The following is a 26,951-nucleotide window of genomic DNA, read 5'->3' on the forward strand; positions in this document are numbered from 1 at the left end:
ACTCAGTAAAAGTTTACAGCCACTCATTCGCAATCAAGCGTTCTGCAATTTGCACGGAATTCCATGCTGCACCTTTTAACAAGTTATCTGATACAACCCATAAATGGAATCCTTTTTCATTATCGAGATCCTTTCTGATTCTGCCGACAAAAACCTCTCGCTTTTCGGCCGCACTTAAAGGTGTCGGGTATGTTTGAGTAGCAGGATCATCTTCGAGAACGATTCCAGGTGCTTCATTCATCAACTGTTTGACTTCTTCAACCGTAATCCCTTCTTTTTCTACTTCAATATATACACTCTCCGCGTGAGATGTGAAAAAAGGAAGGCGTACACAAGTAGCTGCAACAGAAAGATCCGGTGCATGCATGATCTTTTTCGTTTCATTGATCATTTTCATTTCCTCGAATGTATAACCATTATCCTGAAAGACATCAATTTGAGGCAGCGCATTAAATGCGATCGGATAGTGCTTTTTATCTCCTTTCACTGGAAGGAGATTAGCCTCAAGTTCTTCTCCATTTAAGAAGGATTGAGATTGTTCTCGCAGCTCCTCGGCAGCTTCATTTCCGGCTCCAGAAACAGCTTGGTATGTTGAAACAATGACACGGTTCATGCCATAAACTTTACGAACCGGCTCAAGAGCCGCCACCATTTGAATGGTCGAACAGTTGGGATTAGCAATGATCCCTTTATGTTCCTTGATATCTGCTTCGTTCACCTCAGGTACTACGAGAGGTACACCTTCCGCCATACGGAAAGCACTCGTATTATCAATGACGACCGCTCCGTGCTTGACAGCTTCAGGAGCCAGTTTCTTGGATACGGACCCTCCAGCAGAAAACAAAGCAATGTCCACATCTTTGAAACTTTCTGGAGTCGCTTCTTCCAGCGTGTATTCTTCTCCATTGAACAACATCTTCGATCCGGCTGATCGACTTGACGAGAGTAGCTTTAAGTTTTTAACAGGGAACTTTCGGTCTTCTAAAGTCTCCAACATCTTTTGTCCGACGGCTCCCGTCGCTCCGACAACGGCTACATTATATTTTTTCATTTCGCTCATATTCGGCATCCTCTCTTGTATATCATTTGTAAGAATAGTAAGACATGTCACTATTTTTGTTATTTTATCATATTTACAAGAACACCTGGTATGAAAAAAAGAATTAATTCGGATACCTTTCAATTAAAACCGGTTGCCGCTGCTTCCCTTCCAGGGCTGCTTCAATCGTTTCTGGGATCAATGTCATATCGGCTACCAGTGAATTCGGCTTTTTGAAAGGGTGGTCCTGACCTAGAGGGACAAAGTAAATATTCTTTGTCGCCATGAGCCTCATGATGTTCACACCATTCAGTCCTAGAGCATCGTTTGTTGAAACAGCGACGACGACAGGACTTTCATTCCTCAAAGTTGCCTTAGCAGCCATCAACACAGGCGAATCCGTCAGAGCATTGGCGAATTTACTTGTTGAATTCCCTGTGAGAGGAGCAATGAGCATGCAGTCCAAAGGACGTTTAGGTCCGAGGGGTTCCGCATCAGGAATCGTCAAAATTGGTTCTTCACCTGTAATTTCTTTTATTTTTTCTAGATGATCGGACGCATCCCCAAAGCGGGTATCTGTTTTTTGTACAGTGTAAGATAAAACAGGGACCACAGTTGCTCCGAGGTCGACGAGTTCCTGCATGACAGGAAATACCTCATGGTACGTACAATGGGATCCAGTTAACCCAAATCCAATCACTTTTCCTTTTAACTTAGACATCATTCATTCTCCTTTCGTGGACCTTCCTGAACGATTCGTGAAACAACATCTGCTATGATTCTCCCTGCCGTTTTAGGAGCTACGATTCCCGGCAGACCTGGTGCGAGTAATGCTTTGATCCCACGTTTATCGGCATAACGGAAATCGGTTCCTCCTGGTTTGGATGCCAGATCCAGAATCATCGCATGCGATGGCAACTGTTTAATAACCGAAGCATCTACGACCAGATGCGGAACAGTATTCAGCAGGATGTCACATGACATATCGGCATTATCCATGTCCTTCATATCAATTGGCTCGAGCCTCATTTCATAAACTCTTGCCGCTGCTTTTGACGAACGCACGCCAACAGCTACTTTAGCACCGAGATGGTCAAACGTGCGTGCAAGACTCATTCCTACCCTACCAAGACCAAGTACAATAATTTTAGATCCGTGAATCGTAAAATCGGTATGTTGAATAATCAACATGAGGGTTCCCTCTACGGTAGGAATAGAATTATAAATGGCAACATCATCCCGATCCATTAAAGGGATGAGTGTACGATTGGTTTTTGCAGCTAAATCTTTTAAATGATCGTTGGCAATTCCAGAAAACACTTGGCAATGGTCGGGTGTCCTTTTTAACCATTCCTCTGACAAATGGATCAGCTGGTTGGAGAAGATTCCTTCAATCTTCCCCTCCGCATCCGTCCCAGGTACAGGAAGGATGATGGCATCCAATTTTTCCACCTGCTCGCTGTCGAAGTCAAGGTCAATGGCTTCTCTAAAGCTTTCATTCAGTTGGTCGAACCCAGCCAAATAGACGGTGGCATCCCACTCATTCAACCTTCGAATAAGTTCGATCTGCCGGGCATCGCCCCCTATGACTGCTACATGATATCCTGTTAGCATCCCGGATGTCTCCTTTATCTAGTATCTTATCTCCTTGTATCCTATGCCGGAATGCGGAGTTAGTGATTTCCATTAGCAAACAAAAAACACTACAGCACATGCTGCAGTGTTCATCGTTTTTTTAAGAGGATCGTTTCCTCACCAATGGTCTCAATTTGACTCCAATCGATCGTCATTTCTTTTTTGTAGGATCCGAAACCAATGAATCCCTGATTCATGATGACCAATGACTTGATCACTCCAGAATCAGGATCAATGATCAAGTCCGCTTTTCCCAGAATTCCTAATTTCTCTCCGTTCTCAATATCGATCACTTGTTTTTGGGCTAGAGATTTCATTCTCACTTTGGCTACTCTCCTTCTTCTCTATCTCTCTTCACTCAATAACTTCTGAAGTGAAGAGAGCTTATACCCTTGATCTTTAATTTGTTCAATCAGATTCGGAAGACTTTCCACAGTCACCTCGGTCGGATGCATGAGAATAGTGGCACCATTATGGACCTTGCCCATGACCCTTGTGATGAGCACATCAGATGTTGGCTTTCTCCAATCGATCGTATCCACGGTCCACAAGATGGTTTCCATATCCATTTCATCTGCCGCTTCCACAGTAGCCATATTAAAACTGCCGGACGGAGGAGCGAAATATTTCACTTTTTCCTTAGTCAAGGCGAATAGTAGCTCATCCGCCTGTTCTAAATTTGCTTTGGCTTGTTCCTTTGTCATTCTACCCATGTCCTTGTGCCTGTACCCGTGACTGCCGATTGTGTGCCCTTCCTCTTCAATCATCTGCACGAGGTGTGTAAAATCATTCGCAAAGGCTCCATCAATGAAAAAGGTCGCTTTTACTTGATGCTCGTTTAAAATATCCACCATGTCTGGAATGTATTCTTCACCCCATGAGACGTTAATGAGAAAAGAAACAGCTTCTTTATCCGGATGACCTCTATATATGGGAGAAGCGGGTAAGTCCTCTAAAGAAACCTCCGGCTTGATCAATTTATAGACATACAATTCAGGATTATACTTGCCGTGTTTCTGCATTTTCTTATAAGAGGCTTCGACATCTACTTTCCGACCAACGATCCCCGGTGTCTTTTTCCAGACAGAATCGATCTTCGCATCCTGTGCTTCCCATTCGAATTCTTCTTTTTCTGACTGGATTTTTTGGTAGATGGTATCTTCTTTATTAACGGTTACGACATGGTCTGCAGTTAAAAAAGCCATGCCAAACCCTATAAAAAAACAGAGATTGACGCTAAATAATACGATTAATCTAAAGCTCATCGACCATCACCCCTATTCCATTCTATGGGGCATGTCCTCCTTCTAGACCAAAATACGGACTACTCTCTTTTCCCAATCTCCTCACAAAAGACTCAAAATGAATTTTCGGCAAAAAAAAAGAGACTGGCAAGCCAGTATCTCTTCTTTACGTAACCCTATTAAGATTGTTCAACGTTTTCCTGTTTTTTCTTCTCATCCAGGAGAATCGCTTTTCTAGAAAGATTGATTCGTCCCTGGTTATCGATTTCTTTTACCTTAACTTTAATTGTATCCCCAAGGGAAACGATGTCTTCCACTTTACCAATGCGCTCTTCAGCCATTTCAGAAATGTGGACAAGACCCTCTTTTCCTTTGAAGAGCTCAACAAAAGCACCGAACTTCTCGATCCGTTTCACTTTACCATCGTAAACTTCGCCGACTTCTACTTCACGGACGATATCCTCAATGATTTTCTGAGCTGTTGCATTCATGCTGGCATCTGTAGAAGAAATGAACACCGTTCCATCCTGTTCAATATCAATTTTAACACCAGTATCATCAATGATTTGGTTGATTTGTTTTCCGCTCGGTCCAATGACATCACGGATCTTGTCTGGGTTGATCTTCATGGTCATGATCTTCGGAGCATGTGCTGAAAGTTCTTGGCGTGTTTCAGGCATCGTCTCAAGCATATGTCCAAGGATTTCCATGCGTCCTTTTTTCGCTTGAGATAATGCTTCTTCAAGAATTTCTCTGGAAAGACCTTCAATCTTGATATCCATTTGAAGGGCCGTTACTCCTTTTTCAGTACCGGCAACTTTGAAGTCCATGTCTCCAAGAGCATCTTCCATCCCTTGAATATCTGTAAGAATGGTATAATCATCGCCTGATTTCACAAGACCCATGGCAATTCCAGCTACAGGTGCTTTAATTGGAACACCAGCATCCATCATAGCAAGCGTACTTGCACAAATACTCGCTTGAGAGGTAGAACCGTTTGATTCTAGAACTTCAGAAACTAGTCGGATGGTGTAAGGGAATTCATTCTCAGAAGGAATGACGACTTCAAGCGCACGTTCACCAAGTGCTCCGTGTCCAATTTCACGACGGCCAGGTCCACGGATCGGCCCAGTTTCTCCGACAGAGAATTTAGGGAAGTTGTAATGGTGCATGAAACGCTTGGACTCTTCAAGATCAAGACCATCGAGAATTTGAACATCTCCAAGAGCTCCAAGAGTACAAACACTCAGCGCTTGCGTTTGACCACGTGTGAACAGTCCAGAACCGTGTGTACGAGGAAGCAATCCTACACGTGATGTAAGTGAACGGATTTCGTCAACACCACGGCCATCTGGGCGAATTTTATCTTTCGTAATCAGACGACGCACTTCCGTTTTCACCATATCTTCCAATATCGATCCAACTTGTTTGAGGGTCTCTTCGTCTGCTTCATGCTCTTCGTAGGAAGCTACAACATCAGCTTTCACTTGTGCAATGGCTTCTTCACGAGCTTTTTTTTCTTCTGTTTTAATGGCTTGAACAATTGCATCTGTCGCCTCTGCTTCGACTTTTTCTTTCAGTTCAGCATCCAGGTCGAACAACTGCACTTCCATCTTCTCACGACCTACGGCTTCAACGATTTCTTCTTGGAAGGCCACTAAACGCTTGATTTCTTCATGTCCAAACATGATGGCTTCAAGCATGTCCTCTTCAGAAACCTCGTTGGCTCCAGCTTCAACCATATTGATGGCATCTTTCGTACCTGCTACTGTAAGGTCGATATCACTTTTCTCCTGTTGTTCGACGGTAGGGTTGATGACGAATTCACCATCTACACGTCCAACGATAACGCCTGCAATCGGCCCTTCGAATGGAATATCAGATACACCCAAAGATATGGATGACCCTAACATTGCAGCCATTTCTGAAGAACAATCCTGATCCACACTCATAACGGAGCTGATCACTTGCACATCATTACGGTATCCATCAGGGAACAATGGACGGATCGGACGGTCAATCAGACGGGAAGCAAGGACAGCTTTGTCACTTGGACGACCTTCCCGTTTGATGAATCCTCCCGGGATTTTACCTACTGCGTAAAGACGCTCTTCATAATTTACTGTCAGTGGGAAAAACGGCAGGTCCTTCGGCTCTTTACTACCGGTAGCTGTGGATAGGACAGTCGTATCTCCGTAATGAATGAGTGCTGCACCATTCGCTTGTTTCGCCAACTCGCCAATTTCTACAGAAAAAGTACGACCGGCAACGTCAATGGAAAACACTTGTTTTTCTTCTGCCATAAAGAACTTAACTCCTCTCGATAACTCTTCTTATTTCATTATAAGGGTTTATTGTCAGTTTACACCCTTCTGTATGTAAACATACAGAAAAAGCGGGAATAACTCCCGCTTTTTCCCATACATTAGCGACGCAAGCCAAGGCTCTTGATTAGCTCGCGGTAACGTGTAATGTCCTTATTACGAAGGTAGTTCAATAGGTTACGACGCTTACCTACCATTTTAAGCAATCCACGACGAGAGTGGTGGTCTTGCTTGTGAGCACGAAGGTGCTCGTTCAAAGTAGTGATCTGCTCAGTTAGTACAGCGATTTGTACTTCTGGAGATCCTGTGTCGTTGTCATGAGTTTTGTACTCATTGATTAGTTCTTGTTTACGTTCTTGTGTGATAGCCATGATAGCTACACCTCCTGGTAAAATTTAGAATTCCCTTTCCCCGAGCGGACGTCGGAGTTACGTTCCGCCAAGCGAAGGTTCCATATTAAAGGGTACATTTTTTTCGAATGAAATGCAAGGAAAACCCACAAACTCTGATAAAAAACTATGTCTATGTCCTCCAATGAGTTCCATTTCATTCATCCATCTAAAAGTAGAAACGTTAAAATACACGTACCGGTTTTATGAGACCAGTTTTTCGTGGATGCTGCTGGTAAATAGCTAAGACCTCACCGGCGTTCATCACTGTAAATTGCTCTTCATGTATGTGGGGTGGTTTTTCGAATACTTGGCCGTGTTTAATCTTTTCGACCTGTTCATCATCCACCTCCAAGGAGACCATATGGGCGAGTCCCCTGGATAATGGAAGGAGCAATTGTTCTCCAGAGCTTTCATCGACAACCTGTTGGATCTCATCGAAAGTATAGCAGTCTTCCTTTGTAATGTACGCGGTCTGGGTCCGTACCAATGTTGACATGTGAGCGGCATATCCAAGAGCCCTTCCAATATCTACACAAAGCGTCCTCACATAGGTGCCCTTTGAACAAATCACCCGGAAAGAAAAAGTAAAGGTGTCCCCGTCTTGTTTGGGTTCAGGCTGCATCAATTCGATGTCCTTGATGTGTACTTCCCTTGAAGGTCTGTCCACCTCCATCCCTTCCCTGGCATATTCATAAAGCTTCTTCCCGTTAACTTTTACAGCAGAGTACATTGGTGGTGTCTGAGTAATCCAGCCTTGAAAAGTTCCAAGTACGTCGTTGATTGTTTCTTTAGAAATGGGCTCATTTACTGGGGTCTTTTCAACTGTCGTACCTGTTGCATCCTCGGTGTCTGTTGCATAGCCAAGCGTTACAGAAGCTTCATACACTTTATCGGTGTCTGTCAGAAAAGGAACGATTTTCGTAGCCTTTCCTATACAAAGGGGCAGCACCCCTTCTACTTCTGGGTCAAGAGTTCCCGTATGACCGACCTTTTTTGTTTTCAACATGCCACGGGCCTTACTGACACAGTCATGGGATGTAAAGCCTTTTGGCTTCCATAATGGAAGAATCCCGTCCATTTACCTCTCACCTCAAAACTTTTTATCCTATATAAAATCCGTGCTGAACCAGCACGGATTTTCATATCAATCTTCCGTATCGTTTAAATCGCGAAGGATCGTTTCAATACGATTTCCTCTTTCGATCGCTTCGTCAAACTCAAACATAATTTCCGGAGTCTTACGAAGACGGATTCGTTGACCGATCTCAGATCGGATGAAACCTTTCGCTTTCGCAAGACCTACGAGTGTATCATGTTTCTGTTTATCATCACCCAAAACAGAAATATAAACTTTCGCTTGTTGTAAATCTCCTGTCACTTTCACTTCTGTGACGGTGACGAACCCTACACGTGGATCTTTGATTTTTTTACTGATGATGTCACTCATCTCTTTTTTCATTTGTTCTCCAACGCGGTTCGCTCTTAAATCGTTCATGTATTCTCACCTCTTCTAACCAGACATCATAGCCATTCCTGATGGGTTTCTGTCCGTTCAAATTCAGGAAATGAATCAATGAAAGCCAAAGCTTGCTGCATCGTTTGTTCCGCAATCACTTTATCACTAGCAATCGTGACAAGGCCGATCCGAGTTCTCTGCCATAAGTCTTGATATTCAAGTTCACTTACAGCTATGTTGAACTCGTTCCTGAGCCTTGTCATGATGCGTTTCAATACCGCACGCTTGTTTTTCAGCGACTGCGCATCATAAATGATACCATCCACTTCTACGCTTACGATCATTTACGCTCGATTTCCTGCATCTCAAATGGTTCAATGATGTCGCCCACTTTAATATCATTGAAGTTCTTAATTGTAATTCCACATTCATATCCTTGTTGAACTTCTTTAGCATCATCTTTATAGCGTTTCAGTGCATCGATTTCACCTTCGTAAATGACGACACCATCGCGGATGACACGGATACCGGAATTTCGGCCGATTTTACCATCTGTAACATAAGATCCGGCAATTGTACCGATCTTAGATACTTTGAAGATTTCACGGACTTCCACCTGACCGATGATTTTTTCTTCATATTCTGGATCGAGCATTCCTTTCATAGCTGCTTCGATCTCTTCCATCACCTTGTAAATGATGTTATGAAGGCGGATTTCTACATCTTCCGCTTCAGCTGCTTTTCTAGCATTCCCGTCTGGACGGACGTTAAAACCAATCACAATCGCATTGGAAGCAGAAGCAAGTGTAATGTCCGATTCCGTTATGGCACCGACACCTGTGTGAATAATTTTAACTTTCACACCTTCCACTTCAATCTTCTCAAGAGATCCAGCAAGAGCCTCTACAGATCCTTGCACATCGCCTTTAACAATCAGGTTGATTTCTTTGACATCACCTTGTTTAATTTGATCAAACAAGTCATCAAGGCTTACTTTTGCGTTAGAGCCACGATTTTCTTCCAATTGTTTTTGAGCACGTGCTTCTCCTACAGAGCGCGCTTTCTTTTCATCATCAAAGACTAGGAAGCGGTCGCCTGCCTGAGGAACATTGTTTAACCCTGTAATTTCCACTGGTGTGGAAGGTCCGGCAACTTTTACGCGACGGCCGATATCGTTCACCATAGCACGTACGCGTCCCCAAGTATTCCCCACTACAATGGCATCACTGACATTCAAGGTACCGTTCTGAACCAGCAATGTAGCTACTGGACCGCGTCCTTTATCCAATTCTGCTTCAATAACCGTACCATAAGCAGCACGATCAGGGTTGGCTTTCAATTCTTCCATCTCGGATACAAGGCCGATCATTTCAACTAGATCGTCGATACCTTCTCCGTTAACGGCGGACATTTTGACAAAGATCGTTTCTCCACCAAAGTCTTCAGCAATCAGCTCATATTCCATAAGCTCCTGCATCACACGGTCAGGATTCGCGCCTTCTTTATCCATCTTATTGACCGCAACGATAATTGGTACTTCTGCCGCTTTCGCGTGACTGATTGCTTCTTTTGTCTGCGGCATAACTCCATCATCTGCAGCAACAACAAGGATAGCGATGTCTGTCACTTGAGCACCACGGGAACGCATGCTTGTAAAAGCAGCGTGACCAGGGGTGTCAAGGAACGTAATTTTCTTGCCATTGTCTTCGATTTGGTAAGCACCAATATGCTGGGTGATTCCACCGGCTTCACCTTCCGTCACTTTCGTGTTACGGATCTGGTCAAGAAGCGTTGTTTTTCCGTGGTCTACGTGACCCATGATCGTAACGACAGCAGGGCGGTCCTGCAAATCTTCCGGTTCGTCGTCGAACACCATGTTCTCAATGTCCGTCTCGTCCACAATGACCTCTTCTTCGACTTCTACACCGAACTCATCACAGATCAATTCAATTGAATCTGCATCAAGTTCCTGGTTGATGGTAGCCATTGTGCCTAGGAACATGAGCTTTTTAATAATTTCTGAAGAATCTTTGTTTAGTTTTTCTGCAAGTTCGCCAACCGTCAAACTACCTGAATAAGTGATTTTTTCAGGTGTCTGCTTCTTAGACTTTTTAGGTGCTTGCTGAGGTGCAGGCTTATGGTTCTTCTGGTTGTTGTTTCTCTGCTTATTGTTTGCCTGCTTCTTGTTATTATTAGGTTTTTGGGACTTCGCTTTATTCTGGTTTTGACCTTTGGAAGCTTGCCCTTTCCCAAATGCCTGATCCAGCTTCTTCGCTGCATCCTCCTCCAAAGTAGACATATGGTTGTTCACTTCAATATTCAGATTTTGCAGTTTTTGAATGACTTGTTTACTAGATAGTTCATTTTTCTTTGCATATTCGTATACGCGCATTTTACTCATAAAATCTTCACCCCCGAATAGATTCATCGAGTAGCGATTGCAACTTTTTCGCAAATCCTTGGTCAAGAACTGCGATCGCGACTCTCCCTGCCTTTCCGATAGCCTGAGATAATGTATCTCGATCATCGACTTCATAGCAAGGTATTTCATAGAAGCTGCATTTATCTGTCAGCTTCTTCTTTGTTTGTTTCCCTGTGTCATTGGCAATGAGAACAAGCTTAGCTTTTCTTTTTTGAATGTCGCGTACGATCGATTCCTCACCAAGCGTACATTTACCGGCTCTTACTGCCAGTCCTAACAGATTCAAATAGCTGCCACTCATGATGGGTCAGCCTCCACTTTTGCTCTCAATTCTTCATAGATGTTGTCATCCACCTTCGTTTTAAGGTGACGGTTTAACACCTGCTGCTTTTCCGCCTGCTCAATAACTTGGAGATCTTTCATGAGATAGGCTCCTCGCCCATTCTTTTTTCCTGTGTCGTCCACAAAAACCTCTCCCTCTTTATTGCGAACTACACGGATCAATTGCTGTTTAGGAACCATCTCTTGAGTGACGACACATTTTCTTAATGGTTGTTTTTTGGAACGGGTCATCGTTCTTCCCCCTCCTTAATCTTCAGACAGTTCTTCGTCAAAAACGTCTTCATCTTCCATATCGGCTTCTTCTGCAGATAGAAGCCCTTGTTCACGTGCTTCACTTTCACTCTTAATATCGATCTTCCATCCTGTCAATTTAGCCGCAAGACGAGCGTTTTGACCACGTTTACCAATGGCCAGTGATAGTTGGTAATCAGGAACGATCACCGTTGTCGCCTTATCTTCTTCATCTACAAGGACTTCTACGACCTTAGAAGGGCTCAAGGCATTCGACACATATTCAACAGGGTCTTCAGACCATTGCACGATATCGATTTTTTCACCTTTCAGTTCGTTGACGATGGCCTGCACACGCTGACCTCTTTGACCTACACAAGAGCCGACTGGATCGATCTCTTGATCTTCAGCATAAACTGAAATCTTTGAACGGTCCCCTGCTTCACGGGCTACAGACATGACTTCGACAGTACCGTCATAAATTTCAGGTACTTCCATCTCAAACAAGCGCTTCAAGAGCCCCGGGTGTGTACGGGAAACATAAATGTGTGGACCTTTGTTACTGTTCTCTACCTTCGTCACAAATACTTTGAGACGGTCATGCACTTCATAGGTTTCCGTCGGCATTTGCTCCCCTTCTGGAAGACGAGCTTCAATTTTACCTAGATTCACATAGACGAAGCGGGGATCCTTCCTTTGGATGATCCCTGTCATGACATCCTCTTCACGATCGACATACTCACCGTAAATGATGCCTCTCTCTGCTTCACGGACACGCTGCGTAACCACTTGCTTAGCCGCTTGGGCTGCGATGCGGCCGAAGTCCATTGGTGTCACTTCGACTTCGATCACATCTTCAACCTCATAGTTCGGATCGATCTCATTTGCTTCTTCTAAAGAGATTTCCTGCTGCGGATCCATGACTTCTTCTACGATTTCTTTTCGCGCAAGGACTTTCATGGCACTTTCTTCTTCATTAATATCCACACGTACGTTCGTTGCGGAATTGAAGTTTTTCTTATAAGCAGAAATCAAGGCTGCTTCAAGTGCTTCCAATAAAAGATTTTTGTCGATGCCTTTTTCCTTCTCTAAATAATTCATGGCATCAAATAGTTCACTACTCAACAGTTTTCTCCCCCTTAATTAAACGTAACAGCTAAATTAGCTTTAGCTATTTTTTGATATGGTACTTCCAGTTGTTTTTTACGTGTCTTAATACGAATTTCTACGGTTGCTACGGAATTTTCAAAAGACTTAAGGGTCCCTTCAAACTCCTTCTCCCCATCAATCGGTTCGTATAGTTTCATGTACACATATTCACCAACAAACTTTTCAAAGTCTGCTTCTGTCTTTAAAGGACGTTCCGCTCCAGGTGATGCAACTTCCAGAAAGTACGGAATTTCAATAGGATCTTCTTCATCTAATTTTTCACTCAATTGTTCAGACACTTGTCCGCATTCTTCGATGTCCACACCGCCTTCTTTATCAATGAAGACGCGAAGGTACCAGTTCTGACCTTCTTTCTTGTACTCAATATCCACAAGTTCAAGGTTCATATCCTCAAGGATCGGCTGGACAAGACGTTCTGTAACGGATGTAACATGATTGCTCATGCTCTTCCCTCCTTCGAACACAATATAATGGTTAGTACTTATTATTATGGGATGTATTCGCTTATTTCATTAAGTAACAGGGTTTTGAATTACAAGTACCATGAGAAACCGCTATGACATAGATCATAGCGGTTCGTCTCGCGGGTACTAAAACCCCTCATGCATCGAAGTTTCTCCACAAGCAAGAGGCTAGAATATGACGAAAGAGTGGGTTGCCCCACTCTTTCGTCGTTCGTATCACTCTTCTCACCATAAAAAATATATCATAGATGCGTATTCTATGCAACAAAGGAAGAAATCAACAGCTTTCCCTCCTCACCTCGTGTAGGGCCCCGCAGAAAGCGAGCTATTCCCCACAGCTCCCATTCACTCAATAAAAGTCTCGAAATTAAGCTTTCAACTATGCTGCCCTATCCTTTAACAATGAAATGGCTGTGTTACCTGTTGTGGAGCTGAGATGTTAGAAAAGGGACAGTTGGTTTTCATCCGGCATTCCCTCTAAGCATCCGAAGTTATCCAGATACTCGAGGACGGTTTTGGAAATACGGCTGCGCTCTCTCAAGTCCTGCTTGGATAAGAATTCGCCTTCTTCTCTTGCATTGACAATATTGATGGCTGCGTTTGTTCCTAATCCGTCAACCGCATTAAACGGAGGAATTAACTCATTGCCTTCAACAAGGAAGTCCGTGGCACTGGAACGGTACAGGTCCACGTTTTTAAATCCATATCCTCTTTCACACATTTCAAGGGATAGTTCAAGAACAGTCATCAAACTCTTTTCTTTTGGTGTGGCGTCGAAGCCTTTTTCTTGAATCTCTTTCATACGCTTACGGATCGCTTCAGATCCTTTCATCATCGTTTCCAGTTCAAAATCACTTGCCCTGACAGTAAAGTAAGCGGCATAAAAATAGATTGGATAGTGGACTTTGAAATACGCAATCCTAACCGCCATCAATACATAAGCTGCTGCGTGTGCTTTCGGGAACATGTATTTGATCTTCTTACAAGAATCAATGTACCAGTCTGGTACGCCATGTTTTTTCATTTCTTCGATCCACTCATCTTGAAGTCCTCTACCTTTACGAACGAATTCCATGATCTTAAAGGCAAGAGAAGGGTCGAGACCTTTATGCATGAGATATACCATGATATCGTCACGGCACCCGATTACTTCTGGAAGCGTACAGATCCCATCATTGATCAGCTGTTCAGCATTTCCAAGCCACACGTCAGTTCCGTGGGACAGGCCTGAGATGATGACGAGTTCTGCAAATGTTTTCGGCTTTGTATCTTCGAGCATCTGCCTTACAAACCTTGTACCGAACTCCGGCACACCGAGGGTGCCTGTTTTACACATGATCTGATCCGCCGTCACTCCGAGTGCTTCAGGACCACTGAAGATTTTCATGACTTCAGGATCATCCACAGGGATCTCCTTTTGGTCGATCCCGCTTAGGTCCTGGAGCATACGGATGACGGTCGGGTCATCGTGTCCGAGTATATCCAGTTTCAAAAGGTTGTCGTGTATGGAGTGGAAATCGAAGTGGGTCGTCTTCCACTCTGCTTTCGTATCATCCGCTGGAAACTGGATCGGTGAGAAATCATAGATCTCCATGTCATCAGGGACAACGATGATCCCTCCAGGGTGCTGTCCGCTTGTTCTTTTCACACCTGTACACCCTTGTACGAGACGATCAATTTCAGCATTCTTATATAGGAGCTGATGGTCTCCGGCGTAACCTTTCACATACCCATAAGCGGTCTTCTCCGCTATCGTACCGATCGTCCCGGCACGGAACACACTGTCCTCACCGAACAACTCTTTCGTATAATTGTGCGCATGCGGCTGGTATTCTCCTGAGAAGTTCAAGTCGATATCGGGAACCTTGTCCCCTTTAAAGCCAAGGAACGTTTCAAATGGAATGTCTTGACCATCTTTGGTCAGGGATGTACCGCATTCCGGGCAGGCTTTTTCTTCAAGGTCAAACCCGCTTCCGACCGATCCATCTGTAAAAAATTCATTATATTGACATGACGGACAAACATAATGCGGCGGAAGTGGATTCACTTCCGTAATATCTGTCATCGTAGCAACGAATGATGAACCGACAGAACCACGGGAACCAACAAGGTAACCATCTTCTAGTGATTTAGTTACAAGTTTCTGTGAGATGAGATAGATAACCGCAAATCCATTCCCGATGATACTGTCGAGTTCTTTTTCCAAACGTTTGACGATTAAATCAGGGATCGGTTCACCGTAAATGCTACGTGCTTTGTTGTAGGACATTTCACGGATCTCCTGGTCCGCCCCTTCGATGTTAGGCGTATATAAATCATCTTTAACCGGAGATACTTCACCAATCTGTTCAGAAATTTTATGAGTGTTCGTTACGACTAATTCTGTCGCTTTGTCTTTTCCTAAGAAACCAAGCTCATCAATCATTTCATTCGTCGTTTTAAAGTGGACCTCAGGCAGTGTCTGTCTGTTAAGCGGGTTCCCGTTTTGGGATGAAATGAGAATTTGACGGTATTGCTTTTCATGAGGCTCTACGTAGTGAGTATTACCTGTGGCAACCACTGTTTTGCCCATTCTTTCCGCCATAGCGACAAGCCTTTTCAAGATATCAAGGATTTGCGCTTCCGTCTGGACTAGGTCCTTTTCAAGCAAGTGATAATAATTTCCCGGTGGCTGGATTTCAATGTAATCATAAAACTCAGCCACTTTCTCTGCCTCTTCCTCAGATTTCTGCATCATGGTTTCAAATACTTCGCCCTTGTCACAACCGGATCCTACAAGGATTCCTTCTCTGTTCTTGCTTAAAAGGGAACGGGGGACACGCGGAACACGGTAAAAGTAGTTCACGTGCGCTTCTGAGACAAGCCGGTAAATGTTTTTCAGCCCCGTACTGTTTGTTGCAAGCAGGGTGCAGTGAGAAGGTCGGGAGCGTTGGTACGCTTTCCCTTCTCCCATATAATCATTGAGATTTTTATGGTTCGTAATTCCTTTTTCCATTGCGCGTTTTACGAGTTTCCAAAGCAGATACCCTGTGGCTTCGGCGTCATAAATCGCCCGGTGGTGCTGGGTCAATTCGATGTCGAACTTTTTACAAAGGGTATTTAACCGGTGGTTTTTTAACTCTGGAACTAGAAAACGAGCGAGCTCTAACGTGTCTATGACCGGATTCGTTGACTTTTCCATCCCCATATTCTGGTAACCAGCATTCAAAAAGCCCATGTCGAAACTGGCGTTGTGAGCGACAAGGATGTCCTCTCCTGTCCATTCGTGGAAGTCCTTGAGTACTTCCTCGATCTCAGGAGCATCCTTGACCATGTCGTCTGTAATCCCAGTGAGGTCAATCGTTGTTTGTGACAAAGACTGATGGGGGTTTGCGAAGGATTCAAATCGATCAATGATTTCGCCCCCCTGAACTTTAACGGCAGCGAGTTCAATAATTTTATCGTAAACAGCAGAAAGACCCGTGGTCTCCACGTCGAAGACTACATATACCGCATCCTCAAGTTCACGATCTTGTTCTTCATAAGCAATGGGAACACCATCATCGACTAAGTTCGCTTCTACACCATAAATGATTTTCACACCATTTTTCTGCCCTGCCGCATAGGCATCGGGATAGGCTTGAACGACCGCGTGGTCTGTAATGGCAATCGCTTCGTGCCCCCAATCTGCCGCTTGTTTGATTAAACGTGATGGGGAGACAGGTGCATCCATGGCACTCATCGTAGTATGGGCGTGCAGTTCAATCCTTTTCTCACCATCCGGTGCACCATCTTCTCTCAATTTGGGCTTGACTTCATTGATGTCGTTGGCCATCATCGTCAATTCGTTCGTGAAATTATCTGTCTGAATTCCACCTCGCGCTTTGATCCACATGCCCTCTTTCACGTGCTTAAACAGTTCGGCATGGTCGTCTCCTCGTGAAAACATCTTAATGGAGAAAGAATCCGTGTAATCTGTCACTTTCAAGAGTAACAAATGACGTCCCGAACGAAGCTCTTTAATTTCAACATCGAAGATATAACCCTGGACAGCAATCTTTTTCTCTTCTTCTTGGATTTCCTGCATCGGGATGATATCATCTTGTATCTTGTACCCAATTTCAAGCGGCCCTTTTGGTTTGGAGTCATCTTTATCTTTGGTTCTTTCCTCTTGTTCTTTCACCGCTTGCTGAACCAGTATTTTGTCTTCTTTTTGACGTTCTTCCTGGAAACGTTTGATTTGTTCTGTTTCTTCTTTCACTCGAGTTGAAAGCATGAAAGAAGGAAGACCGCACTTGAGACAAAAGCTTTTTAATGGTTCTTCCAATTTTTTTTGGATGGCATGACTCTCAGCTAAGTTCCTACAAGTTAACATAACCTTATTCCCGTTCACTTCAGGCTGCTGCTCCATCAATAAATCTTTATAGCTGGGTGTTAAATTCGTTAAAGTCTTAATAAAACTTTGCCAGTATTCAAGGACATCATTCATAGCAAGTTCTTTTTCTGATGTTTCAATTGTCCACGTTACTTCTGCAATGGAGCGGAAAGTGGCTACAAGTTTACTTGTAAATAAATCGTAGATAGATGGCGGAAGCGGTTTTGGCATATGAAAATGAAAATGCCACAACTTCTGTTCGCGGTAAACCACCAGCTTCTGCATGCTGCTGTCTTTAAAGTGAGGCTCTATTAGATCATGTGGGAACTGAATCTGTTCCAGCAAATAGTGCATTTTTTCCTTGTTGCTCACACTCAAACGGGATTCCTCCTCTTTCCTAACCGAACACCTGACATGGAAAAACCCTTGCTCTTTCCTTTAGCAAGGGTATAGTTTTCCATAAAAGATATTAGGCTTTGTACCAGTTCTTAATATATTCTAAAACTTCACTAGTTTCTAACTCATTCTGATCGCCTGTTGCACGTTCCTTCACTTCCACAACGCCTTCACCGGCACGCTTTCCTACCGTGATTCTTACAGGTACACCGAAAAGGTCGCTGTCAGCAAATTTCACGCCTGCACGTTCTTTACGATCATCATATAAGACTTCGATCCCTGCATCAAGCAGTGTGTCATAGATTTGATCTGCCAATTCTTTCTGTTCATCTTTTTTAGGATTTAATGAAAGCAAATGGACTTGATAAGGGGCAATATTCTTCGGCCACGTAATCCCTCTTTCATCGTGGTATTGTTCTACGATTGCTGCAAGCGTACGGGACACGCCGATACCGTAGGACCCCATGATCATCGTCTTCGCTTTTCCTTGATCATTAAGGAATGTGGCATTCATCCGTTCGGAATAAAATTCACCCAGCTTGAAGACATGTCCAACCTCAATCCCTCGGGCGAACTTGATGATGCCCTCTCCATCCGGTGAAGGATCTCCTTCTTCGATAAACCGCAAGTCAGCATAAGACTTAACCTCAAAGTCTCTCTCAGGCGTGGCATTCTTGAAGTGCCATCCTTCTTCGTTAGCTCCACAAGATACGTTCACCATGGCTTCTACGGCATGATCAGCAACTACTTCCACTTCTTCTGGGACACCAATTGGACCAAGAGAACCAAATCCTGAACCTAGCAGTCGTTTCGTGTCTTCTTCTGAAGCAAGTTCAACCATATCAGCATCATAAAGGTTTTTCAATTTAACATCATTCACTTCGTGATCTCCACGAGTAAGGGCAAGGACAAACTTTTCATCGACTTGGAAAAGGATCGACTTGATCCCTTCCTTTAAATCGTGTCCAAGGAATTCGGCTACATCCTTCATTGTCTTTTGACCCGGAGTTTCGATTTTCTCCAACGCTTGAGGAGTCGCTTGGGACTTCTCATAGGTTGCGACGACCGGAGCCATTTCGATATTGGCTGCATAGCGGGAAGTATCTGAATAGGCAATGACATCTTCGCCTACTTCAGATAAAACCATGAATTCATGGGTATCTTTTCCGCCCATCGCGCCTGAGTCTGCAATAACAGCACGGAAGTTCAAACCACAGCGTCTAAATACGTTCGAGTAAGCTTCAAACATCTTATCATACGTCTCATCAAGACTCTCATAAGATTCATTGAAGGAATAGGCATCCTTCATTAAAAACTCTCTTCCACGCAAAAGACCGAATCGAGGACGGGCTTCATCACGGAATTTGTTTTGAATTTGGAAAACCGTCAATGGAAGCTGCTTATAACTTTTCACTTCATGACGAACAAGGCTTGTGATGACTTCCTCATGGGTCGCACCAAGAGCAAACTCCCGGTTGTGTCGGTCGTTCAGTCGCATCAGCTCAGAGCCGAACGTCGTCCAACGCCCCGTTTCTTTCCAAAGTTCTGAAGGCTCAAGGGCAGGCATCGCCATTTCATGAGCACCGATTTTTTCCATCTCTTCCCGGACGATGTTTTCGACCTTACTTAGCACGCGGCGGCCGATTGGCAGGAAGCTATAGATTCCGGATGCAATCTGGCGTATGTAACCAGCACGAACGAGGAGCTGGTGGCTCTTGATTTCAGCATCAGCAGGGTTTTCTTTAAGGGTAGGTATTAACATATGACTTTGTCTCATAAATGCACCTCAGTTCTATATAATTAAAATTTATAAAAGGAGGAAATCGCTAGTCTCAAAGATTCCCTGTCTTTTTGACGTTAAGACGTTAATAAAAAGAAGCCGGAAGCCTAGGAAACGCCGATCACCTCAGGACTTCCAGCTATAATCAATCACAAGAATAAACGTTGGATATCGTTCCAAGTGACAACGAGCATCAATAACATGAGTAATGCGAACCCGATGAAATGAACGATCCCTTCTTTTTGAGGGTCGATTGGTTTTCCCCTGAGCCCTTCAAGCCCGACGAATAATAGACGCCCACCATCCAAAGCAGGGAGTGGAAGCAGGTTTACAATTCCAAGGTTGATACTCAAGATGGATGTCCACATGACAAAATTCGTAAATCCTGTACGTACAACCTGGTCTGTCGCATCATAAATGCCGACTGGACCTGAAAGCATATCCAAAGAAAATTGTCCGGTCACTAATTTACCGAGATTCGTTAATATCAGTGCTGACCACTCATAAGTCTGAGTAAATCCAAACGTCAATTTCTTTGCAAAAGACTCTTCAAAAGCACGGGCGACACCCACTTGGCCGATGGTCGTCTCTCTACTTTCGACAGCGGCAGGTGTGACGTTCAACTGCTGCGTTGCTCCCTCACGATTGATTGTCAACGTCACTTCTTCATCAGGATGAGCTCGAATGATGGTCGTGAACTCTTCCCACGTACTGACGGATTCCCCATCCACAGCAACGACTTCATCACCAGCCTGAAGACCAGCCTGTGAAGCCGGTGAGTTGCCCTGGATTTCTCCAAGCTTCGCTTCGTTCGAAGGGACCCCCTGGATAAAACCAAGAATCATGAACAAGACAATCGCCAAAACGAAGTTCATCATAGGACCAGCGAAAAGCTGCATCGCACGCTGAGGAACAGATTTTGAAGCAAACTGGCGATTATAAGGAGCAATTTGTGTTTCCTTTTCATCCATGACGAACATCGCCTTCGGATCGACTTCAAAGAAGAGCTTTTCGTCTTCATCAATTTCGTAACCTTCAATGACAAGACGGTGATCTAAATCCGCGCGTTCGACTTCAATCACACGGGCATGTGGATGCTTGTCTTTATTGTTTACAATTATTTTATTTACTTTTCCTGCGTCATTGAATTCAAGGCCGATATGGTGGCCAGCTTTCAATTCTACGATTTCTGGATCTTCTCCTGCCACTCGAACATAGCCGCCGATGGGAAGAATACGGATTGTGTAAAGAGTTTCATTCCGAGTGAATGCAAAAATCTTAGGTCCAAATCCTATTGCAAATTCCCTTGCGAGCATTCCCGCTCGTTTGGCAAAAATGAGATGCCCCCACTCATGCACGAACACCAAAAGTCCGAACATAAGAATAAATGCAACCACTGTAGTCAAATGAAGCACCTTCCTTTTTTTGCTCTGGGTCATTCTATGGAATGTGATGTTTATAGTGGAAGTGAACCATCATTATTTAGACGGTTGCATATACTTTTTAAACCACCAGAGCTTTTAGTTTATTTGGAAACGAACTCTTTCCCTTGTTTCCTTATCAATAGAAATTATGGTAGACAAGTCAGGGTTATGAATCCTGTCATGTTTTTCTAAAGCTTGAGCGATGTATTTTTCAATATCAAGAAAAGATATTTTCCCTTCGAGAAACTGTTGGACAGCTTCTTCGTTCGCAGCATTCAGGACCGTCGGCATCGAGCCGCCTGCTTTTCCTGCCTCAAATGCCATTCTCAAACAAGGAAATCGATCCAAGTCCATCTTTTGAAAATTCAACGTAGCGATCTCTTCCAAGTTCAAGCTTTTCGTGATTGGAAGCTCCTTACGTTCCGGATAAGTCAAAGCGTATTGAATCGGCACTTTCATATCCGGTGTTCCAAGCTGGGCAATCACATTGCGATCGACATATTCAACCATAGAATGGATGACACTTTCTCTATGAAGAATAACATGAATCTGGTCATAAGGTACATCAAAAAGCCAGTGCGCCTCAATAACTTCTAATCCTTTGTTCATCATCGAGGCAGAATCAATGGTGATTTTCGCGCCCATCTTCCAATTCGGGTGATTTAACGCATCATCGACTGTGACTCCGACAAGTTCTTCTCTCGTTTGGTCACGGAAGCTTCCACCGGATGCAGTAATGATGAGTTTATTGATGTCTTTCCTCTGTTCACCGTTCAAAGCCTGAAAAATAGCCGAATGCTCACTGTCTACAGGGAGAAGGTTGACATTGTGTTTCTTAGCTTCTTCCATGACTAGATGACCGGCCGTCACGAGTGTTTCTTTATTGGCAATCGCCATTTGTTTTTTTGATTGAATGGCTTTTAAAGTAGCTGGCAAGCCTATGCTCCCCATGACTGCATTCACGACCACATCTACAGGTTCGGCTATACTTGCTTCAATTAAACCCTCTCCACCACAAAGAATCTGTGGGTGGGAGACTTCTTTTTCCAGTTTTCGCTTCGTTTCTTCATCTTGAACGACGATCATAGAAGGATCGAACTCTCGGATTAGAGGAAGAGCTTTTTCGATGTTTCTGCCAAACCCCATGGCATATAAAGAAAATTGATCTGGGTGCAAACGAAGAACATCAAGAGTTTGAACCCCAATTGAACCCGTTGCCCCAAGTAAAGATACTTGCTTCATTGTTCCATGGCCCCTCTCTCCTAGGAAATAAAGTTAATCAAATGCAGGATCGGTAAAATAAAGATCAAACTGTCAAACCGATCTAATACTCCCCCATGCCCAGGCAGGATTTTCCCGGAGTCTTTAACCGCATAGTGTCGCTTGAATGCTGATTCTACGAGATCCCCAATCTGACCTGCAATGGATACAAGGACAGTGACGAGTAATACGATGATCAAGGAATGCTCCAAAGGATATACCAACTGGAAAATGAGAGCAACGACACAAGCGAGAATAATTCCTCCGACGGATCCTTCAATTGTTTTCTTGGGACTGATCTGCGGCCAAAGTTTGTGTTTACCTAATGCACGACCAAACAGGTATGCACCTGTGTCTGTCGCCCAAACAATAAATAGTGCAAAGAAAATATATTCCAGCCCTTGCTCTCGTGTTTCCATTAAATAATTGAATCCCATTCCAATATAGATCGCTGATAGTAAAAGAAATCCAGCATCATCAAAAGTGAAGCGGTTTTTAACAAGAACTGTGTAGCTTAACAGTACAAGTACCGCGAGTAGCGTAATTTCAGATTTTGTAATGATGTCCTCTGAAGTAATGGTTTCATCGAATACCTCATACGGAAACATCAGAGCCCACATCAGAAGCAAGCCAAGTCCAGAGGCTACCGAATAGCGGGCAATCTTTTTCATACGAACCAATTCAAGTAGGGCGATGCTTGCAATGATGTACACAAAAGCCTTAAAAGGCCAACCTCCCAACATGACGATTGGAAGAAAGATGAGTGCTGCAACGATGGCTGTAATTGTTCTTTGTTTCATAAGTCTTTTTCACACCTTATACTCCGCCGAAACGACGTTTACGATTTTGGAAGTCATACAGAGCTTTTTCAAAATGACTTTCATCAAAGTCCGGCCAATAAACTTCTGTAAACCAGAATTCTGCATAGGCCAGCTGCCATAATAAGAAGTTGCTCAACCTTTGTTCTCCACTCGTCCGGATAAGCAGATCAGGTTCGATCAACTCTGACGTGTACAATTCCTGAGAGAACATGGATTCATCAATATCTGATATATCCAATTCTCCTTGTTGTACTTTAGAAGCAATTTGCTTGACTGCATGCACCATCTCAAAACGGCTTCCATAGTTGAGCGCAAAATTGAGGATCAGCCCATCGTTGTCCTTCGTTTTTTCCATCGCTTCTTTGACAGCTTTTTGAGTGTGTGCAGGCAGAACGTCAAAATCACCAATGGTCCGGACTTGGACATTTCTCTCGATCAGTTCAGGCAAATATGTACTTAAAAAATCGACAGGAAGCTTCATGAGGAAGTCTACCTCATTTTTGGGGCGTTTCCAATTTTCCGTAGAAAAAGCATAAAGGGTAAGAACTTTCACACCAATATCGGAAGCATATCGAACGATTCTCTTCACAACGCCCATGCCCTCTTTATGACCGGCAATCCGAGGCATTCCTCTATTTTTCGCCCATCGTCCATTTCCGTCCATGATGATCGCCACATGTTTTGGAATATGGTTCTCTTCAAGGCCTAATGGCTCGGTGCGGTGCTGCTTTTTATCTTTTTTGAATGGAAACTTGATAGGCATGTTCAATCCTCCAGTCCAATTGTTCCATCTATTTATTATATACTAAATCCAATAAAAATGCCGAATCCCTTAAAAGTGGGTAGACATAACAAGACTCAAGGAGCAAACTTTTCGCCACAAAACGCTTAACATGATGTCGCACTTGTGGTGTCTCACGAGTCGGGAAACATCCCCTAAGGCAATTCAGTTATCAATCGAGTATTCATTTCCACAAACTAAAATAAAAGCCGCGCTGCCAAACATCTACAGCGCGGCTTGATACACCTTAAGGCATATAGAATTGGAGAATCAAACTTCCATGATTTCCTCTTCTTTTGTTTTTGCAAGTTGATCAATTTTCTCAACGTGCTGGTCTGTGACCTTTTGAACATCATCCTGATAAGAGCGAAGATCATCTTCCGTAAGTTCACCGTCTTTTTCTAGCTTCTTCAGACGGTCGTTGGAGTCACGACGAATGTTACGGATTTGTACTTTCGCTTCTTCAGAATACTTCCCAACAACTTTGGCAAGGTCTTTACGACGTTCTTCTGTCAGTGCAGGGATGTTGATTCGTACCACATTACCATCACTAGAAGGAGACAAGCCAAGATCCGCTTTTTGGATCGCTTTTTCAATTTCTGCAATCGCACTCTTGTCATAAGGTGTAATGACAAGCAGGCGTGGTTCTGGTGCAGAGACTTGTGCCAGTTGATTAAGTGGAGTCGCCGCTCCATAATAATCCACATACACGTTATCAAGGATTGAAGGATTCGCACGACCTGCGCGAACTGTTGCAAGCTGACGAGAGAAAGCTTGTGTAGCTTGTTCCATTTGTTGCTTCGTTTCATTAATTACAGCATCAGACATAATTATTTCCCCCTCACAATTGTTCCAATATTTTCGCCCATTACGGCTTTCTTAATGTTTCCGTCCTCTGTTATTGAGAATACCAATAAATCGATATCGTTGTCCATACATAATGATGAAGCTGTAGAATCCATGACACCAAGACCCTCATTTAGTACGTCCATGTAAGAGAGCTGATCGTATTTCACAGCATCTTCATTAACTTTAGGATCATCCGTGTACACGCCATCTACATTGTTCTTCGCCATTAAAATTACATCCGCTTCCACTTCCGCGGCTCTTAAAGCAGCTGTCGTGTCAGTAGAGAAGTAAGGGTTCCCTGTCCCAGCCGCAAAAATGACCACGCGTTTCTTTTCTAAATGGCGAATCGCTTTTCTGCGGATATAAGGTTCCGCAACTTGTCTCATTTCAATGGAAGTTTGGACACGGGTCGGAATCCCTAAGTTTTCCAGACTATCCTGAAGAGCGAGGGAGTTCATAACCGTTGCCAGCATTCCCATATAATCAGCGTTTGCACGATCCATCCCCATCTCGGCTCCTACTTTACCACGCCAGATGTTTCCACCTCCGACGACCACAGCGACTTCCACACCGAGTTCAGCCACTTCTTTGACCTGACGGGAGACTGATTTGATAATGCTGGGTTCTAATCCAAACCCTGCTTCTCCACTTAATGCCTCTCCACTTAGTTTTAATACGATACGACGATAGCGAGCAGTAGTCATAGTAACCTCCCGTGTTATAACTATATTCCTCTACATTTTCTTGCACATCTGCAATTATGTAGCATGTTTGAAAATAGGGAACACCGGCAGTGTCCCCTATGTTTCATAATCATTATTTTTTAACTTGGTTCATAACTTCATCAGCAAAGTTTTCTTCGCGTTTTTCCATACCTTCACCAACTTCGAAGCGATCGAAACCAGTGATTTGTCCACCAGTAGAGGCTACGAATTGTTTAACTTTCTGATCTGGATCTTTAACGAAGCTTTGGTCAAGCAAGCAGATTTCTTCGAAGAACTTGTTCAAGCGACCTTCGACCATTTTCTCAACGATGTTTTCAGGCTTGCCTTCGTTCATCGCTTGAGTTTTAAGCATTTCACGCTCTTTGTCTGCTTCTTCTGCAGGGATTTCGTCACGGGAAACATAACGTGGGTTTACAGCGGCTACGTGCATCGCAACGTCTTTCGCTGCAGACTCATCTGTAGAACCTTCAAGGACAGTCAATACACCGATGTTTCCGCCCATGTGAAGGTAAGCACCGAATGCATCGTTATCCGTTTTTTCTTTAATAACGAAACGACGAAGGGAAATCTTTTCACCGATTTTCGCTACGCGTTCTGTGATATAGCTGCTAAGTACTTCTCCATCACCGTGAAGCTTCTGTTCTAGAGCTTCTTCAACTGTTGCAGGCTTCTGAGAAAGCAAGTGCTGACCTAGGTCTTTAAGCAAGTCTTTGAACTGGTCGTTCTTCGTTACGAAGTCCGTTTCACAGTTCACTTCGAAAAGTACAGCCGTGTTCCCGGAGATTTCAATTGCAGCAGAACCTTCCGCAGCAATACGGTCAGCTTTCTTAGCTGCCTTGGAAATACCCTTCTCACGCAACCATTCCATTGCTTTGTCCATGTCACCATCAGTTTCAGTGAGTGCTTTCTTACAGTCCATCATTCCAGCACCCGTTTTTTCACGAAGTTCTTTTACCATTTTAGCGTTTACAGCCATTGTAAAGCCTCCTTATTAGTTGCATATAAGTATAGCTCGTGCGCATTGGATCGCGTGAGCTGTTACGGATTCTTTAAAAAAGGTGATAAAGGTATACCCCCTTATCACCTTTTGAACCTTCTTACTCTTGAGCAGCTTCTACAGCAGCTTCAGTTTCTTCCGTTGTTTCTGTTTCTTCCCCTTGTTTTGCTTCAAGGACAGCGTCTGCCATCTTAGAAGTCAACAATTTAACGGCACGGATTGCGTCATCGTTTGCAGGGATGACATAATCGATTTCGTCTGGGTCACAGTTAGTATCAACGATACCTACAACTGGAATATTCAATTTGTGAGCTTCAGCAATCGCGATGCGCTCTTTACGAGGATCGATCACGAACATTGCGTCTGGAAGGCTCTTCATTTCTTTAATACCGCCTAGGAATTTAACAAGACGATCTTTTTCTTTAAGCATATCGACAACTTCTTTTTTAGGAAGTACATCGAATGTACCGTCTTCTTCCATGCGCTCAATGTCTTTAAGACGGTTGATACGCTTGCGGATGGTTTCAAAGTTTGTCAGGGTACCACCCAACCAACGCTGGTTGATGTAATACATGCCACAACGAGTCGCCTCGTCACGAACTGTATCCTGAGCTTGTTTTTTAGTACCTACGAAAAGAATGTTACCGCCGTCAGCAGCGACCTCTTTTACATAGTTAAATGCTTCATCAACCTTCTTCACTGTTTTTTGCAGGTCGATGATGTAGATCCCGTTACGCTCCGTGAAGATGTATTTCTTCATCTTCGGGTTCCAGCGACGGGTTTGGTGTCCAAAGTGAACACCAGCTTCAAGTAGCTGTTTCATAGAAATTACAGACATGATAGTT

At 43.7% G+C, this 26,951-nt stretch carries 25 protein-coding genes; all 25 read right to left on the bottom strand.

From position 1 onward, the window contains the following. Positions 1 to 13: 13 nt before the first annotated feature. Positions 14 to 1,060 carry an aspartate-semialdehyde dehydrogenase gene (gene asd / locus HFA01_RS11535; RefSeq protein ID WP_146816365.1) on the bottom strand — a complete coding sequence of 349 codons (1,047 nt, stop codon included), beginning with the start codon at positions 1,058 to 1,060 and terminating at the stop codon, positions 14 to 16. Positions 1,061 to 1,163: 103 nt separating this feature from the next. Then, the gene (locus HFA01_RS11540; protein WP_146816368.1) at positions 1,164 to 1,763 is read right to left on the bottom strand and encodes a dipicolinate synthase subunit B; all 600 of its coding nucleotides are present in this window, start codon (positions 1,761 to 1,763) and stop codon (positions 1,164 to 1,166) included. Next, positions 1,760 to 2,653, bottom strand: coding sequence for a dipicolinic acid synthetase subunit A (gene dpaA / locus HFA01_RS11545; RefSeq protein ID WP_146816370.1), 894 nt, complete (start codon positions 2,651 to 2,653; stop codon positions 1,760 to 1,762). The genes HFA01_RS11540 and dpaA overlap by 4 nt, the downstream gene beginning before the upstream one ends. Positions 2,654 to 2,763: 110 nt before the next feature. Then, positions 2,764 to 2,991 carry a YlmC/YmxH family sporulation protein gene (locus HFA01_RS11550; RefSeq protein ID WP_246139322.1) on the bottom strand — a complete coding sequence of 76 codons (228 nt, stop codon included), beginning with the start codon at positions 2,989 to 2,991 and terminating at the stop codon, positions 2,764 to 2,766. Between the two features lie 27 nt (positions 2,992 to 3,018). After that, positions 3,019 to 3,939 carry a polysaccharide deacetylase family protein gene (locus tag HFA01_RS11555; protein WP_146816374.1) on the bottom strand — a complete coding sequence of 307 codons (921 nt, stop codon included), beginning with the start codon at positions 3,937 to 3,939 and terminating at the stop codon, positions 3,019 to 3,021. 158 nt (positions 3,940 to 4,097) lie between these two features. Next, a complete protein-coding gene (gene pnp, locus HFA01_RS11560; RefSeq protein ID WP_146816376.1) occupies positions 4,098 to 6,221 on the bottom strand; it encodes a polyribonucleotide nucleotidyltransferase in 2,124 nt (707 codons plus the stop codon). 122 nt (positions 6,222 to 6,343) lie between these two features. Further along, a complete protein-coding gene (gene rpsO, locus HFA01_RS11565; protein WP_128522718.1) occupies positions 6,344 to 6,613 on the bottom strand; it encodes a 30S ribosomal protein S15 in 270 nt (89 codons plus the stop codon). A 202-nt stretch (positions 6,614 to 6,815) separates the two neighbouring features. Beyond that, positions 6,816 to 7,712, bottom strand: a complete 897-nt coding sequence (gene truB / locus HFA01_RS11570; RefSeq protein ID WP_146816378.1) for a tRNA pseudouridine(55) synthase TruB — start codon at positions 7,710 to 7,712, stop codon at positions 6,816 to 6,818. 66 nt (positions 7,713 to 7,778) lie between these two features. Then, entirely contained in the window at positions 7,779 to 8,129 is a 351-nt protein-coding gene (gene rbfA / locus HFA01_RS11575; protein ID WP_089652372.1) for a 30S ribosome-binding factor RbfA, read from the bottom strand. A 26-nt stretch (positions 8,130 to 8,155) separates the two neighbouring features. After that, the gene (locus tag HFA01_RS11580) at positions 8,156 to 8,434 is read right to left on the bottom strand and encodes a DUF503 domain-containing protein (protein WP_146816380.1); all 279 of its coding nucleotides are present in this window, start codon (positions 8,432 to 8,434) and stop codon (positions 8,156 to 8,158) included. Beyond that, on the bottom strand, positions 8,431 to 10,491 hold the full coding sequence (gene infB, locus HFA01_RS11585; RefSeq protein ID WP_146816382.1) for a translation initiation factor IF-2: 2,061 nt from the start codon (positions 10,489 to 10,491) through the stop codon (positions 8,431 to 8,433). The genes HFA01_RS11580 and infB overlap by 4 nt, the downstream gene beginning before the upstream one ends. A gap of 7 nt (positions 10,492 to 10,498) precedes the next feature. Continuing rightward, entirely contained in the window at positions 10,499 to 10,813 is a 315-nt protein-coding gene (locus HFA01_RS11590) for a YlxQ family RNA-binding protein (RefSeq protein ID WP_146816384.1), read from the bottom strand. After that, a complete protein-coding gene (gene rnpM, locus HFA01_RS11595; RefSeq protein WP_146816386.1) occupies positions 10,810 to 11,085 on the bottom strand; it encodes an RNase P modulator RnpM in 276 nt (91 codons plus the stop codon). The genes HFA01_RS11590 and rnpM overlap by 4 nt, the downstream gene beginning before the upstream one ends. 15 nt (positions 11,086 to 11,100) lie before the next feature. Beyond that, entirely contained in the window at positions 11,101 to 12,210 is a 1,110-nt protein-coding gene (gene nusA, locus HFA01_RS11600) for a transcription termination factor NusA (RefSeq protein ID WP_146816388.1), read from the bottom strand. Between the two features lie 14 nt (positions 12,211 to 12,224). Further along, positions 12,225 to 12,698: a ribosome maturation factor RimP gene (rimP, locus tag HFA01_RS11605; RefSeq protein ID WP_146816390.1), complete on the bottom strand. Its 474-nt coding sequence runs from the start codon at positions 12,696 to 12,698 to the stop codon at positions 12,225 to 12,227. 460 nt (positions 12,699 to 13,158) lie between these two features. Further along, on the bottom strand, positions 13,159 to 17,451 hold the full coding sequence (locus tag HFA01_RS11610) for a PolC-type DNA polymerase III (protein WP_146816392.1): 4,293 nt from the start codon (positions 17,449 to 17,451) through the stop codon (positions 13,159 to 13,161). Between the two features lie 91 nt (positions 17,452 to 17,542). Then, positions 17,543 to 19,246 (bottom strand): proline--tRNA ligase, encoded by a 1,704-nt coding sequence (locus HFA01_RS11615; RefSeq protein ID WP_146816394.1) that lies wholly within the window; start codon positions 19,244 to 19,246, stop codon positions 17,543 to 17,545. Between the two features lie 152 nt (positions 19,247 to 19,398). Continuing rightward, complete coding sequence (gene rseP, locus HFA01_RS11620) at positions 19,399 to 20,655, bottom strand: RIP metalloprotease RseP (protein ID WP_146816396.1); 1,257 nt, start codon at positions 20,653 to 20,655, stop codon at positions 19,399 to 19,401. 114 nt (positions 20,656 to 20,769) lie between these two features. Continuing rightward, positions 20,770 to 21,915, bottom strand: a complete 1,146-nt coding sequence (dxr, locus tag HFA01_RS11625) for a 1-deoxy-D-xylulose-5-phosphate reductoisomerase (RefSeq protein ID WP_146816399.1) — start codon at positions 21,913 to 21,915, stop codon at positions 20,770 to 20,772. A gap of 20 nt (positions 21,916 to 21,935) precedes the next feature. Further along, a complete protein-coding gene (locus HFA01_RS11630) occupies positions 21,936 to 22,733 on the bottom strand; it encodes a phosphatidate cytidylyltransferase (RefSeq protein WP_146816401.1) in 798 nt (265 codons plus the stop codon). Between the two features lie 16 nt (positions 22,734 to 22,749). Further along, a complete protein-coding gene (uppS, locus tag HFA01_RS11635) occupies positions 22,750 to 23,517 on the bottom strand; it encodes an undecaprenyl pyrophosphate synthase (RefSeq protein ID WP_146816403.1) in 768 nt (255 codons plus the stop codon). Positions 23,518 to 23,805: 288 nt separating this feature from the next. Then, positions 23,806 to 24,363 carry a ribosome recycling factor gene (gene frr / locus HFA01_RS11640; RefSeq protein WP_089652385.1) on the bottom strand — a complete coding sequence of 186 codons (558 nt, stop codon included), beginning with the start codon at positions 24,361 to 24,363 and terminating at the stop codon, positions 23,806 to 23,808. Positions 24,364 to 24,365: 2 nt separating this feature from the next. Then, positions 24,366 to 25,088 carry a UMP kinase gene (pyrH, locus tag HFA01_RS11645; RefSeq protein ID WP_146816405.1) on the bottom strand — a complete coding sequence of 241 codons (723 nt, stop codon included), beginning with the start codon at positions 25,086 to 25,088 and terminating at the stop codon, positions 24,366 to 24,368. A gap of 112 nt (positions 25,089 to 25,200) precedes the next feature. Further along, complete coding sequence (gene tsf, locus HFA01_RS11650) at positions 25,201 to 26,085, bottom strand: translation elongation factor Ts (RefSeq protein ID WP_146816407.1); 885 nt, start codon at positions 26,083 to 26,085, stop codon at positions 25,201 to 25,203. Positions 26,086 to 26,206: 121 nt separating this feature from the next. Continuing rightward, positions 26,207 to 26,944: a 30S ribosomal protein S2 gene (gene rpsB, locus HFA01_RS11655; RefSeq protein WP_074734064.1), complete on the bottom strand. Its 738-nt coding sequence runs from the start codon at positions 26,942 to 26,944 to the stop codon at positions 26,207 to 26,209. Positions 26,945 to 26,951: the final 7 nt, after the last annotated feature.

Origin of the sequence: Halobacillus faecis, from assembly GCF_007991335.1 — a bacterium.
GTDB classification, from domain to species: domain Bacteria; phylum Bacillota; class Bacilli; order Bacillales; family Halobacillaceae; genus Halobacillus; species Halobacillus faecis.